13 protein-coding genes are annotated in these 11,497 nt (G+C 64.6%); 6 read left to right on the top strand and 7 right to left on the bottom strand.

Features of this window, described 5'->3' with window-relative positions; all coding sequences use genetic code 11:
* Positions 1–12 precede the first annotated feature (12 nt).
* Together ACIQXM_RS08530 and ACIQXM_RS08525 are read right to left on the bottom strand one after the other, a co-directional pair.
* Positions 13–669: a TetR/AcrR family transcriptional regulator gene (locus ACIQXM_RS08530; RefSeq protein ID WP_400930407.1), complete on the bottom strand. Its 657-nt coding sequence runs from the start codon at positions 667–669 to the stop codon at positions 13–15.
* Positions 670–755: 86 nt separating this feature from the next.
* Positions 756–1,520: an alpha/beta hydrolase gene (locus tag ACIQXM_RS08525; RefSeq protein ID WP_400930405.1), complete on the bottom strand. Its 765-nt coding sequence runs from the start codon at positions 1,518–1,520 to the stop codon at positions 756–758.
* Positions 1,521–1,792: 272 nt separating this feature from the next.
* On the opposite strand from ACIQXM_RS08525, the gene ACIQXM_RS08520 reads away from it, so the two are divergent.
* From ACIQXM_RS08520 to ACIQXM_RS08510, 3 genes are all read left to right on the top strand, one after another.
* Positions 1,793–2,557, top strand: a complete 765-nt coding sequence (locus ACIQXM_RS08520; protein WP_400930403.1) for an SDR family oxidoreductase — start codon at positions 1,793–1,795, stop codon at positions 2,555–2,557.
* 63 nt (positions 2,558–2,620) lie between these two features.
* A complete protein-coding gene (locus tag ACIQXM_RS08515) occupies positions 2,621–2,839 on the top strand; it encodes a hypothetical protein (protein ID WP_400930401.1) in 219 nt (72 codons plus the stop codon).
* A 288-nt stretch (positions 2,840–3,127) separates the two neighbouring features.
* On the top strand, positions 3,128–3,634 hold the full coding sequence (locus ACIQXM_RS08510; RefSeq protein ID WP_400930399.1) for a PGPGW domain-containing protein: 507 nt from the start codon (positions 3,128–3,130) through the stop codon (positions 3,632–3,634).
* Here ACIQXM_RS08510 and ACIQXM_RS08505 read toward each other — a convergent pair.
* Positions 3,622–4,086: a MarR family winged helix-turn-helix transcriptional regulator gene (locus ACIQXM_RS08505; protein ID WP_400930397.1), complete on the bottom strand. Its 465-nt coding sequence runs from the start codon at positions 4,084–4,086 to the stop codon at positions 3,622–3,624. The two genes, ACIQXM_RS08510 and ACIQXM_RS08505, sit on opposite strands and share 13 nt — an antisense overlap.
* A gap of 84 nt (positions 4,087–4,170) precedes the next feature.
* Here ACIQXM_RS08505 and ACIQXM_RS08500 point away from each other — a divergent pair, with 84 nt between their 5' ends.
* Positions 4,171–5,439 (top strand): multidrug effflux MFS transporter, encoded by a 1,269-nt coding sequence (locus tag ACIQXM_RS08500; RefSeq protein ID WP_400930395.1) that lies wholly within the window; start codon positions 4,171–4,173, stop codon positions 5,437–5,439.
* Positions 5,440–5,529: 90 nt separating this feature from the next.
* On the opposite strand, the gene ACIQXM_RS08495 is transcribed toward ACIQXM_RS08500, so the two are convergent.
* Positions 5,530–6,063 carry a hypothetical protein gene (locus tag ACIQXM_RS08495; protein ID WP_400930393.1) on the bottom strand — a complete coding sequence of 178 codons (534 nt, stop codon included), beginning with the start codon at positions 6,061–6,063 and terminating at the stop codon, positions 5,530–5,532.
* Between the two features lie 769 nt (positions 6,064–6,832).
* Here ACIQXM_RS08495 and ACIQXM_RS08490 point away from each other — a divergent pair.
* Positions 6,833–7,786: a lantibiotic dehydratase C-terminal domain-containing protein gene (locus ACIQXM_RS08490; protein ID WP_400930391.1), complete on the top strand. Its 954-nt coding sequence runs from the start codon at positions 6,833–6,835 to the stop codon at positions 7,784–7,786.
* 441 nt (positions 7,787–8,227) lie between these two features.
* On the opposite strand, the gene ACIQXM_RS08485 is transcribed toward ACIQXM_RS08490, so the two are convergent.
* The 3 genes from ACIQXM_RS08485 to pstS all read right to left on the bottom strand — a co-directional run bounded on the left by ACIQXM_RS08485 (position 8,228) and on the right by pstS (position 10,926).
* Positions 8,228–9,478, bottom strand: coding sequence for an AI-2E family transporter (locus ACIQXM_RS08485; RefSeq protein WP_400930389.1), 1,251 nt, complete (start codon positions 9,476–9,478; stop codon positions 8,228–8,230).
* 30 nt (positions 9,479–9,508) lie between these two features.
* On the bottom strand, positions 9,509–9,709 hold the full coding sequence (locus tag ACIQXM_RS08480) for a hypothetical protein (RefSeq protein ID WP_400930387.1): 201 nt from the start codon (positions 9,707–9,709) through the stop codon (positions 9,509–9,511).
* 101 nt (positions 9,710–9,810) lie between these two features.
* Positions 9,811–10,926: a phosphate ABC transporter substrate-binding protein PstS gene (gene pstS / locus ACIQXM_RS08475; protein ID WP_400930385.1), complete on the bottom strand. Its 1,116-nt coding sequence runs from the start codon at positions 10,924–10,926 to the stop codon at positions 9,811–9,813.
* A gap of 158 nt (positions 10,927–11,084) precedes the next feature.
* On the opposite strand from pstS, the gene ACIQXM_RS08470 reads away from it, so the two are divergent.
* Positions 11,085–11,492: a DUF1304 domain-containing protein gene (locus ACIQXM_RS08470; RefSeq protein WP_400930383.1), complete on the top strand. Its 408-nt coding sequence runs from the start codon at positions 11,085–11,087 to the stop codon at positions 11,490–11,492.
* Positions 11,493–11,497: the final 5 nt, after the last annotated feature.

The raw sequence follows: 11,497 nt of genomic DNA, 5'->3' as shown, positions 1-11,497 counted from the left end.
AAAAAGGAAGTTTTAGGCCATTTGTCTGGGCGGCGATTCGGTGCCGTGGCCGTTCCGGACTGCCCGGATGAGCCGTTCCAGGTGCCGGGCCCAGACCTCGCGTGACTGAGGCGTATCCACGGCGGCTGTTTCGGCGGCCCAGTGGTGGTACAGGACCCCCACGCCGCCGGCGACGGATCCCACCAGGAGGTGGACGGAAAGTTTGTCCGCGTCCGGCCGGCGGCGGAGCATGGCGGCCAGCAGCCGGTTGCTCACCTCCGTAAAAACGCGGAGGGTCATCAGCGCCTGGCGCGGCGACGGCTCTTCGTTGGGTCCGCCCAGCATGCGGGTCAGGTAGGCCATGGGAGCCACCAAATCGGTGGAGCGGAATGCTTCCGCCACTTCTTCCATCATTGAAGCCTCGGTGCCGCCGCCCTCCGGCGGCACTTCCGCCAGGGTTTCGACGACGGCGTTGAGCACGTCACCGCACACTTCAATCACCACATCATCCACTGAGGAGAAATGATTGAAGACGGTGCGCCGGGAGACATCCGCGCGCCCGGCCAGTTCATCCACGGTGAAGTCGATCCCCGTCCGTTCCTCCATCAGAGCGGCGGCGGCATCGACGATGGCCTGCCGGTGACGGCTTTTAAGAGCGGCACGGCGGTCGGGGGAAGAGTCTTGGAGCACGTTTCTACACTAAGTGCACCGATGCACTAGGTGCAATTTCTTTATGGGGGTTCTTCGGACAGCGTATGAGCCGGTCCGGTGCAGGGTCATCGCTTCACGGCTGCACCCTTCACAACGTCTGCAATCCGATCCAGGGCACCGGCGGCTTCCGGGGTGAAGGCAGCCGCAACGTAAACATGGAATCCATCCGGGGCAACGTGCAGCTCCACGGGCGTTCCCGCGGCCGATGCCTTGGCCGCGAACCGTTCAGAGTCCGGCAGCAGCAGGTCGCTGCCGCCTTGGAAAAGAAGAAGCGGAGGAAGGCCTTCGAGGGTGTCATTGACGGGGCTGACCCGCCACGAGTCCAGGGGCAGGCCGTCCGCCCACAGCCGGGCGGCATAGAGGAGCCCGGGGAGGTCCAGCAGGGGATCGTGGCGCTGGAGCTGCTCAATGGCAGGATTGGTCATGCTGCAGTCCACCCAGGGAGCAATGAGGAATACGGCACGGGGCAGGGCTTCTCCCCGGTTCCGGCGGTCTATCAGGTGGGCCAGGGCCAGGCCGCCGCCGGCCGAATCGCCGGCCAGGAAAAAGGGAGCTCCGGGTGAGCGGCGGCGGATCCCATCACGCACCGCATTCACAAACGGCAAGGCCTCCGCCACGGAGTGCTGCGGCGCCAGGCCGTACAGCGGCACCGTAACCGTTGCTCCTGTGCGCCGGATGATGGCCGAGATGATCCACCAGTGCGGCCGCCGCAACCCAAAGACGTAGGCACCTCCGTGCAGGTACATCAGCTCTGCGCCGGACGGAAGATCCGTGCCGGACGGACGCCGCGGTGTCAGGGTGATGACCGGAAACCCCTCAACCGAGGTCACTGCGACGCGGCATCTGCTTCGAAGGGCCAAGGGTACATTCGGGGAGCGCCGCCGGCCTGCGGTGCGGCGGACAGCTTCCTCAGTCCGGAAGGGCCTAGGCGCCGCGTACAGGGCCAGCCGTACAAGCTTCATGCGCAGGGACATGGTTACGCTCCGGTTTTTTGGCGGCTGATTGGGTGGAGTTCAGCCTAGGGTACCGGCGCAACACCCTGTGTGCGACGCTCGAATTACCGCAGCTGTCCGGGCTAAAGGCCCATAGCGAAGGAGATCGCATGACCACCATCCTGGTTGTCGGTGCCACCGGCAGCATCGGCCACCTGGTTGTCGCGGAAGCGCTGCGCCAGGGGTACGCCACCCGGGCCCTGGTGCGGAACCGGGCCAAGGCGTCCCGGCTGCTGCCCGAGGATGCCGACGTCGTTGTGGGGGACGTGACCCGCCCCCAGACCCTGCAGGCGGCTGTGGAGAGGATTGATGCCGTCATCCTCACTTTGGGATCGGAAAGCGGGGGAAGTGCCGAAAGCGTCGATTACGGCGGAGTGCTCAATGTACTGGAGGCGCTGGGCAACCGGCAGGTCCGGATTGTCCTCATGACCGCCATCGGAGTGACCAGCCGTTCCGGAAGCTTCTCGGAAGTCCTCGACTGGAAGCGCCGTTCGGAGCGCCTGGTGCGGGCCAGCGGCCTGCCATACACCATTGTTCGGCCGGGCTGGTTCGACTACAACGACGCCGGCCAGCAGCGTCTCGTGGCCCTCCAGGGGGATCCTCGGCACACCGGAACACCGGCCGACGGTGCGGTTTCCCGCCGCCAGATTGCCCAGGTTCTGGTGCATGCAGTGGGTTCCGGGGAAGCGGTGGGCAAGACCCTGGTGCTGATCTCGGAAAACGGCTCCCCCACCATCGACTTTGACGGGTTCTTTGCTCCGCTGGAACGTGACCCGCAGGGCGCTTTGGACGGCGTCGGGGACCCCGGGAACATGCCGCTGGACCGGGAGCCCGCAGCCGTGCGCCGGGATCTGGCCGCCGTTACCGGACGCTGATTCCGGCAAGCTGTGCAAGGCTGGGCAGGTACGGACCGCTCACATCACCGGCAGGAGAACAACATGAGTACTCAGGACCGCAACGTCAACCCCGGAGCCGACGCCATGGAAAACAACCTGGCCGGCACGCGGGACGAGTTCAACGACGAGGTCACGGCACGGCTCGTGGAAGCAGCCAAGCCCCAGGAGCAGGACGGGGATCGCCATGAGGAACGCGAGGAACAGCCCGCCCTGGAAGTGGACGAAGAAACCCCCGCTTCAGAGGCTGAAGCCTCCTCATAGTGTCCCGCGGCGTAGTGTCCGGCAGCCGCCGGGCCGGCCTGACCCGCCGCCGAGACCAAACCGGGACATCGTCAGCAAGCTGTCTCTCTGCGGGAATTGCTCCTAATCTGGTTGTAGGAACGGGGACGCCTCACAGGAAAGGGAGTTCTGTCATGAGTACCAGCCCAGGAGCATCGGGGCAGCCCAATCCCCAAGCAGCCCCCGCAGCCCACCGCCGCGCCCACAAAGCAGGCCTCGGCGCTTGAAGAAGATTCACCGGAACCAGTCTCCAGCCACAGATCGGAAGCTATGAACACCGGCAAACTGCCGCCATGGGTTAGGCGAACCGGCATAGAAGTGGCGGGATGGACCCTGATCGTGCTGGGGCTGGCGGCACTGGTCCTTCCCGGCCCGGGCCTCCTCGCCCTCGTGGCGGGACTGGCCGTCCTGTCCCTGAGGTACCAGTGGGCGCAGCGGTTCCTGCGGCCGGTCAAGGCGAAAGCCTTCCAAACGGCGGCAACGGGAGTGCAGACGTGGCCCCGGATCTGCGCGAGCGTCACGGCCGCCCTGGCCGTCCTGGCGGCGGGTATTGTTTGGGGCCTCTGGGCCAGGGCGCCGCACTGGTGGCCTTACGGCGACAAGCTGTGGCTGCCCGGAGGCTGGGGCACGGGAACGGGACTGATTATTTCGAGCCTGATTGCCCTGGGCCTCATTGGCTACAGCTTCCGCAGGTTTCGCGGGACCCCTCCGCAAGAACCCCAAAACACGGACTCCAGAACCCCGAGCAGTGACCCGGCGAAGCGTCAGGACCCCTGAGCGGACCTCAGCGACCGGTTCAGGCTCCGGAGCGCCTGAACGGCCGCATCCAATGCCGCTGCCTCCGGTTCGGCAAGGCCGGCAAGCGCCTTTCGAATAGGTCCTGCCCAAGCATCGGCGATCGCTTCATCCTGATCCAGGGCCTTGTCCGTCGGGAAGAGCCTGCTCACACGGCGGTCACTTGAGCTGTTTTCCCTGACAACGAGGCCGCGCTCCGCGAGGGTGCGCACCGCCGCACTGGTGTTGCTTTGCTTCAGTGCCATCTCCCTCGAGAGTTCAGTCACCGTCATTCCCGGTGCATCCAGCACATGCTTCAGCACCGCCAAATCCGTGGATGTCAGGGGATCAATCCCGGTCACTTCCGGGACACGCCTGTGAATCGTCCAGGAGAGGTCCCGCAGAAGCATGGCCAATTCGCGCCGGCGCGCTGCAGCCTCAGTGTTATCCGCCATTCCACCAGCATATCCCATATATTGACATATATATGTTCATATAACTATTATGGATGGAATCCTGGCCCCCTTCAGAAAGCCGTCATGCCCGATTCCACCGTTCCCCCGCCCTCGTCCGTGCGCCGCACCAGTGGGCAGCTCATTCTTCTCCTGGCCCTGCTGACCGCCCTCGGCCCCCTCTCCATCGATCTTTACCTGCCCGCTTTCCCGGGCATGGCCGGGGACTTAAACACCACTGCAGCAGGTGTCCAGTTGACCATGACCACGTTCCTGGTAGGTCTCGGCCTCGGCCAGCTATTCATCGGCCCGCTGTCTGATGGAATTGGCCGGCGCAAGCCCCTGCTGGCGGGCACCTTCGTCTGCGCCGCAGCCAGTGCTGCCTGCGCCCTCGCCCCCACTGCGGAAATTCTCGCCTCTGCCCGCTTCCTGCAGGGCCTGGGCGGAGCAGCGGGCGTCGTCCTGGCCCGCGCCATTGTCGCGGACACGTCTCGCGGTGCTGCCGCAGCCAAACTGCTGGGTGTCCTGACCATCATCTGCGTCATCGCGCCTGTGATCGCCCCCTTGGCAGGCGGCGTCATCATCGCCGCCGCCGGGTGGCGCGCCGTGTTCTGGGTTTTGGCCGGCCTGGTCCTGGTCCTCTTCGTCTGGGGAGTCTTTGGAGCCAGGGAAACCCTCGCGGATGAAGACCGCAACCGCGGCGGGATCAAGACCACGCTGCATGTGGCCGGAGTGGTCCTGCGCAACCGGAACTACACCGGCTACCTGCTGACGTTCTGCTTCGCCTTCGCGGGACTGTTTGCCTATATCTCGGCTTCCCCGTTCGTCATCCAGAACATCATGGGCCTCTCGGAGACGCGGTTCTCCCTGATTTTCGCCATGAACGCCCTGTGCATCACGATTGTCAGCGTTGTTGCCGCCGCACTGGCGGGCAAGGTTTCCTACCGGCGGATGATTTCCATTGGCCTGGCGGTGGCCGTCCTGGCCGCAGCCGGCCTGCTAACCTTCGCGCTTTCCGGAACACCGATGGTCCCGATGCTGGTCCTGTTCGCCGTATTCCAGGGGTCTCTGGGTTTCATTTTCGGCAATGCCACCGCACTTGCCCTTGAAGAAGCCGGGCACCACGCCGGAACCGGTTCGGCCTTCCTGGGCTGCCTGCAGTATGTGCTCGCCGCCGCCGTAGCACCGGTTGTGGGCCTGGGCGGCGAGGACACAGCGGTGCCGATGGGCATCGCCATGGTTGTCTTTGCCGTTCTCGCTGCCGTCTCCTACGTAACGTTGACGCGAAAGACCGCACCGGCACCCGCCGCCGCGTCCGGACTGCGGGCCGGGGAAACCCGGCAGCCCGTCTCGTAGACGATTACGCCCGCACCAAAACCCCGCCGCCGGAGGCTGCAACGCTTCCAGCGGCGGGGACAGCAACAATCTCAGGGGCACATCGGTGCCCTAAACGGAGAATGCCGGTTTGACACATAGGGTGCACCGGCACAGCAGCGGCTCCTGCCCGCCGACGTATCCGTCGGCTTCCTCCCCCGTGAAGCTCGTTGATTCAAACAGAAGATCCAGGAACTCCAGGATCGTTCCTTTGTCGGCACCAAAACGGCAGCCGGCGAGGACGGGCGGCAGGGCATACAGCCGCTCGATGTCCGGATCATCCGCACCAACCCCCAGATCAGCGGCCAGGACCTTCATCAGCATGTCCTCCGCCGACGGACTCATGGTTCGCCGCTTGGAAATCCTGTCGATCCTTACGCCGCTGGCCTTGGATGTCCCCCACGTATCCAGATTCGCTCGGAGAATGAACTCCAACGCAACCAGATCCACTTCATGAAGGGCGGGCCCGTTGGTCCACGCCACATCGATTGTGGCGACGTCGTAGACCTCGAGCGGAGCCGTCCGGAAGTCGACTCCGGTGAAAGCGCCCGCCAGATGCTCACTCAGCCTCTCGGATACTTCCGTTGGCCACAAATGATCTTTCATCTTTCCTTCCCTGCCCCGTGCCGACCGCGGGGAACAGGTATTGCATTGCCCGGGGCGGTTGGCTCCGCCCCGGGTTTGGAATTTGTCGCTGCCGCAAACCAATTGGAGCCTAGGGCGTCTCGGCACCCGAGCACCAGAGTGTTGAACGATTTCGCCCAAAAAACTTCATCCCCCTTGCGCAGCAGCGAACCAACAGAGGGTAGACGCGGAGTAATCGGAGAGGTAGGCCCGAACCTCGGCGGCCGGCGAAAAGGGGTAATCGGCCGCGCAGCCCGGGTATTGGACAAAGAGGTCTGCTGGACCCTTTACCCGATTTTTCTGCAGGTGCAACTAGTTACTCCGTTAACGAAAGGTTTTCCGAGAATCTCTGGTGGACCCGGCGTGGCGGCTGGAAGGATAAGGGCCTGACGGCATCACTTCACGGTCAGCCGGCAGGTCAGATCCCGCAAAACGGCAAGTGCAAGCAAGACGGTAAGTGCAAGCAGATGAAATCCACACCTTCAGTTTCCGACCCCGCAGGACAGCCAGGCAACGGACCCCGGACATTTGGGGGGCGAGCTCGCTGGACTGCCTCCGGGCCGGAGAACCCCGACTCCTGTAACAGGCCATATCACCATGCCGCCCTCCACTCCGCCAGATCTCTTCCCTAAGAGTTCCGCCGGAAAGACATGTCCCGCCGGCCGCGGGACAGAGGCACGCAGAACATCATCAACTTCGCTAGGGCCGGAGCGACATCTCCGGTACGACACACCAACGGGAGGCATCTCCAATGAGCCAGTTAGCGCAAGTACAGCAACCCAAGCCGCTGACCAACGGTGCCGAGTGGTGGTCCTTGACCATCCAGCCCACGGGCAAAGATGTTTGTGACGCGATCATAGGAGACGTGGTCACGCCTTTGGCCGCCCAGGCTCGTTCCTGGGGAGCACAGCGCTGGTTCCATACGCGCTGCATGGACCCGGTCCATCCCTTCATCCAGGTCCGCATCCTTGGCGCTCCCCGGGTTCTGGACCGCCTGCAATCCCTGATGCGCGCCCTGGTTGACCAGGCTGTTCCCCATTTGGGGGAACTGCAGACCTCGGAGTATCGGGAGGAACCGATTCCCACCCGCTGGGAGTCGGGGCCGGTCTCACCCCGGGCAGAGTCGGACCTCGCCAAGTATGGCGGTGCGGACGGACTGGCGCTGGCGGAAGAGGTTTTCGAGTTGTCATCGGACCTGGCGGCCTGGGCCACGTCCCGCTTCCCGAAGGCAAACAGCCGTTCGTCCCTGGCCGCGCTGCTCCTGTTCGATGCCAGCTACGCCATGATGCGCGGACCGCGTTCCCCGGTCTGGGCAGACCGCCGGGCCATTTCGTGGGACTACTACTGGGACAGCCACCTGCGCAGCTGCACAGCGGCCTCGGGCCCCCAGGCCGCCCACATGCGCAATGCCCTGACCTCCCAGCTCGCACCCCGGATCCTGCCGGCCCACCGGCTCATGGCCGCCACCGCGTCGGAACCGGCTGTGGACAACTGGCGCAAACGCTGGTCCCGGGCCATCGACACCTACCTGTACCGGGCGGATAAAGTCAGGGCCAGCCGCAGTGCGCAGCAGCTTACCGTGTACCAAAGCCGGCTCATGCTGAACAGGCTCGGCATCTCGGTCCGGGACGAGGCAGGCCTGGGGCTGTATGCCCGGTCCTGGAGCAAGGAGCGGGAAGCCGATTTCCTGAGGATGGCTCCGTAGCCTCACCGATCAGTGGTGACGGGCACGTGCACTGCGCCCTGACGAGGCGGCATTCAGATTCCTCACAGGTCAATTGGTAATACTAATAGGGCAACGCGAGGGGCGCTTCCGGAAGTGAGACCACCGGGGGCGCCCCGCCCTTTTAATCCGCGCGCATCAATCCGTGCGCACCCTCTGCCGCCCGCACGGGCCGCGATTTTCCCTTCCGGAAGCGGTTTGGGCACAATATGTGGTGTTGAATCCGCGCGTGCCCCGAGGCCGCGCAGCAGCAGATCGGTATCCGAAAGGTATGTGAAGCGTGCATTACCCCTGCACCTGCATTTACTGTTCCCATCCGGAAACTGGACGCATGGAAGTCGAGGTCTTTGACCCGTTCTGTCTCCGGCGCGTCCACCGCATCTCCGGCTCAACCAAGTACGAGCCGAACTACACTTTCCGCCGCTAGGAAGCCGCCGGCGCAGATCCGTGCTGCGGCTGCGGTTCGGGACCCTTCAGCTCATCCGATTGGGCCGCTTCAGGAACCTGCCCGGAAACCGCGGCATTGGCCGTGGAGAGCGACTGGTCCCGCAGATACCGCAGCACCACAATGGCTACCGCGGTGGCAGGCACCGCCAGGAACGCCCCCACAATGCCGAAGAGCGTGCTGCCCACGGTCACGGATCCAAGCACGACGGCGGGGTGCAGCTTCAGCGTTTTGCCCACCAGCAGGGGCTGCAGGATGTTCGACTCCAGCTGCTGGACCACCAGGACTACGCCCAGCACCAGCAGGGCCGTTACCCAGCCGTGGGCCACGAGGGCAACCAGGGTGGCCAGCACGCCGGTGGCGACAGCGCCGACAATGGGAATGAAGCTGGCGAAGAAGATCAGCACCATCAGGGCCGGTGCCAGCGGAATATCCAGAACCCATAGTCCCAGCCCAATGAAGACAGCGTCCGCCAGGGCTACCGTGGCCTGCGCGAGGATGTACGCGGAGAGCGTCTGCCACGCCTCCTCGGACACGCGAACGGCGTGGACAAAGGCACGGTTATTGGTCCACCGGCTCGCCCAGGGGAGGAACTTGTCCCCGTCCTTGAGGCAGAAGAACGTGAAGACCAGGGTCAGCAGGAACACCACGGTGACGGATGAAACCGTGCCCAAACCGGCGGTGACGCCTGAAACAATGTCGCTGCTGTGTTCCCGCAGCTGGGCCAGCCCGGCATCCAACAGTTCGGTGAAATCAATCTCCTGGACGGCAAACGGCAGGTCAGCCACAAATCTGCTGAGCTCCTGCATGTTCTCTCCGGCCATCCGGACAAGTTCCTTGGAACCGGAGGAGATCGAGGGCACAACCGCCATGGCCACGGCGGCGATGGCCGCCAGCAGCCCCAGCAGGGAGAGCAAAGCCGCCAGGGCCTTGGGCAGCACGGCCCGCAGCACCCGGTTCAGCGGCCACAGGATGGAGGACAGAAGCAGTGCCAGCAAGCCGGGAAGCGCTATGGACCACAGGGAGCGGATGCCGAACCAGATCACCACGAGGCCGGCGAGGATGATCAACCCCCGGGCAACCCATACCGATGAAGCAGCCATGCCCCTGGCGAAGGTACCCCGCGGCTTGAGGCGGCCGTCTGCATGCGGCCCAAAGGCCGAGGGTTCCTCCGGCGGCACATGCCGTGGCGGGAAGGCTGGAGAAGCTGGGGAATCGGTCTTGGTCACCCCTCCATTTTGCCCCAGCCGGCGGCGGAACTATTCCGCGAACTCCGGCTGGGCTTCAATGAACACCCAGTCCCGCTCTTCCAGGAGCGGTTCAATCACCGGCCCTCCGGCTTCAGCGATACGGTCCTGGATCTTTCCCGGGATACCCTCGTCGCGAAGGTTTTCGCGCAGCCATGACTTGGCCGAGCCGTCTAGATACGGCCACCAGCGCTCTATCTGAATCGGTTGCATTGCGGCCCCCTTTAGATTGCGGTGAATCAACGGTGCCACCGCTGCCCGGGCCGCGCAAGGGGGCTCCGCTAGCGCCGGCGCGTACCGCCGTCGTCCCGCCGTCAGGGCAGCGTGGTGATGCTTTCAACGGCCGCGCGGGCCTCATCTGCCAGAGATTCCGGCAGAGGAGCGCTCTTGGCGGCGTCCTCCGACGCTGCCTGCCCCTCGTCGCTGATCACGTACTCGCCGAAGGCCTTGACCAGTTCCACGGTCTCTGAATCTTCATAGCCGCTGCAATAGATCTGATAGGACACGAGGACCAGGGGATAGGCACCGGGGGCGGTGGTGGTGCGGTCCAGCTGGAGGGCAATGTCATGCGGTCCGCGGTTCGGAACACGCTTGGCCTGCTCGACGGCGATCGCAGCGCCGTCGGCGCTGATCGGCACGTACTCCTCCCCGACCCGCAGGTTCACGGTGCCCATTGAGTCATCTATGACGGAATCATCGGCGTAGGTCACCGCACCCTCGGTGCGGGTCACCGTGCTGACCACGCCGGCATTGCCCTGGGCGTTTTCGCCGCCCAGGTTCCCGGGCCAGGTCCCTGACGGGCTGTCCGGCCACGCCTGGGGAGCGGCCTCATGCAGGTACTCGGTGAAGTTTTCGGTGGTGCCGGAGTCATCGGCCCGGCTGACCGGCGTGACGCGGATATCCGGAAGGGCAACCCCGGGGTTCTGGCCGGCAATTGCCGGATCGCTCCAGGTCTCGATGTCTCCGCGGAAGATCGCGGCGATGGTGGGGGCATCCAGGTTGAGGGAGTCGATGCCCGGCAGGTTGAAGGCCACCGCTATGGGGGAGATGTAGGCCGGAATATCCATGGCTCCGTTGGGGCCGCAAACTTCCCGGGCTTTGCCCAGCTCCTCCTCCTGGAGATATGCATCCGAACCGGCGAAGTCCACCGCACCGGCCAGCAGCGCATTGCGTCCGGCGCCTGAACCATCCGGGGAGTACTGCACCTGGACCTTCGGATTGATGGTCCCGAAGCCGGCGATCCAAGCGTCCATGGCGGGGCCCTGGGCACTGGATCCGGAGCCGGAGAGGATGCCCGACAGCGTGGACGTGCTGTTTTCCGCTGCCTCGCGCTGTGCATCGCCCAGCGGGTAGTCCGAACCGCAGGCGGACAGTGCCAGGACGGCGGCCGCTGCCGCGGCAAGGGAACGGACGGAACGGGGTATGGGCACTGAGGCTGTCCTTCCGGGGACTGTGGCAGAGGCTGACGGCGCGGCCGGGATGCTCACGGAAAATACACCGGACACCCCTTCAAGGCTAGCGGCCATTCCCGCTCCCCCGCCAACCGATACCCTCCCCGGCCTTGGCTGCACCCAACAGGGGTGGAAGCATGGGAGGCCAAGGAGGCATCACCGTGCTCATTACCGCTGCAGTGTTTGCCGCAATTGCCGCGGCTGTCCATCTCTACATTTTCGTGCTGGAATCCCTGCGCTGGACGGTTCCGGCCACCATGAGGGTCTTTCGGATCTCAAGTCCGCAGGAGGCGGCTTACACTCAGGCACTGGCCTACAACCAGGGCTTCTACAACCTGTTTTTGGCAGTCGGTGCGCTGCTGGGGATTGTCCTGCTTGGCGCCGGCAGCAGGGTGGCGGGGCTGACCCTGATGAGTTTCACGTCAGCGTCAATGGTCCTGGCCGCCCTGGTGCTGATCCTGAGCAACCGGAAAATGATCCGTCCCGCTCTTATTCAGGGCGGTCCGGCCGTCCTCTGCCTGCTCTTTACCCTGCTTGCAGCCTGATTCTG

Origin of the sequence: Arthrobacter sp. NPDC097144, from assembly GCF_044762205.1 — a bacterium.
In the GTDB taxonomy this organism is placed as follows: Bacteria; Actinomycetota; Actinomycetes; order Actinomycetales; family Micrococcaceae; genus Arthrobacter_B.
Note: the sequence above shows the minus strand (reverse complement) of the source record. Positions and strands in the feature narration are given on the sequence as shown.

Coding starts and splice junctions, on each gene's coding strand:
- ACIQXM_RS08520 (WP_400930403.1), top strand. CDS start 1,793: ATGACCACCATCCTGGTTGTCGGTGCCACCGGCAGCATCGGCCACCTG.
- ACIQXM_RS08515 (WP_400930401.1), top strand. CDS start 2,621: ATGAGTACTCAGGACCGCAACGTCAACCCCGGAGCCGACGCCATGGAA.
- ACIQXM_RS08510 (WP_400930399.1), top strand. CDS start 3,128: ATGAACACCGGCAAACTGCCGCCATGGGTTAGGCGAACCGGCATAGAA.
- ACIQXM_RS08505 (WP_400930397.1), bottom strand. CDS start 4,086: ATGGCGGATAACACTGAGGCTGCAGCGCGCCGGCGCGAATTGGCCATG.
- ACIQXM_RS08500 (WP_400930395.1), top strand. CDS start 4,171: ATGCCCGATTCCACCGTTCCCCCGCCCTCGTCCGTGCGCCGCACCAGT.
- ACIQXM_RS08495 (WP_400930393.1), bottom strand. CDS start 6,063: ATGAAAGATCATTTGTGGCCAACGGAAGTATCCGAGAGGCTGAGTGAG.
- ACIQXM_RS08490 (WP_400930391.1), top strand. CDS start 6,833: ATGAGCCAGTTAGCGCAAGTACAGCAACCCAAGCCGCTGACCAACGGT.
- ACIQXM_RS08480 (WP_400930387.1), bottom strand. CDS start 9,709: ATGCAACCGATTCAGATAGAGCGCTGGTGGCCGTATCTAGACGGCTCG.
- ACIQXM_RS08470 (WP_400930383.1), top strand. CDS start 11,085: ATGGGAGGCCAAGGAGGCATCACCGTGCTCATTACCGCTGCAGTGTTT.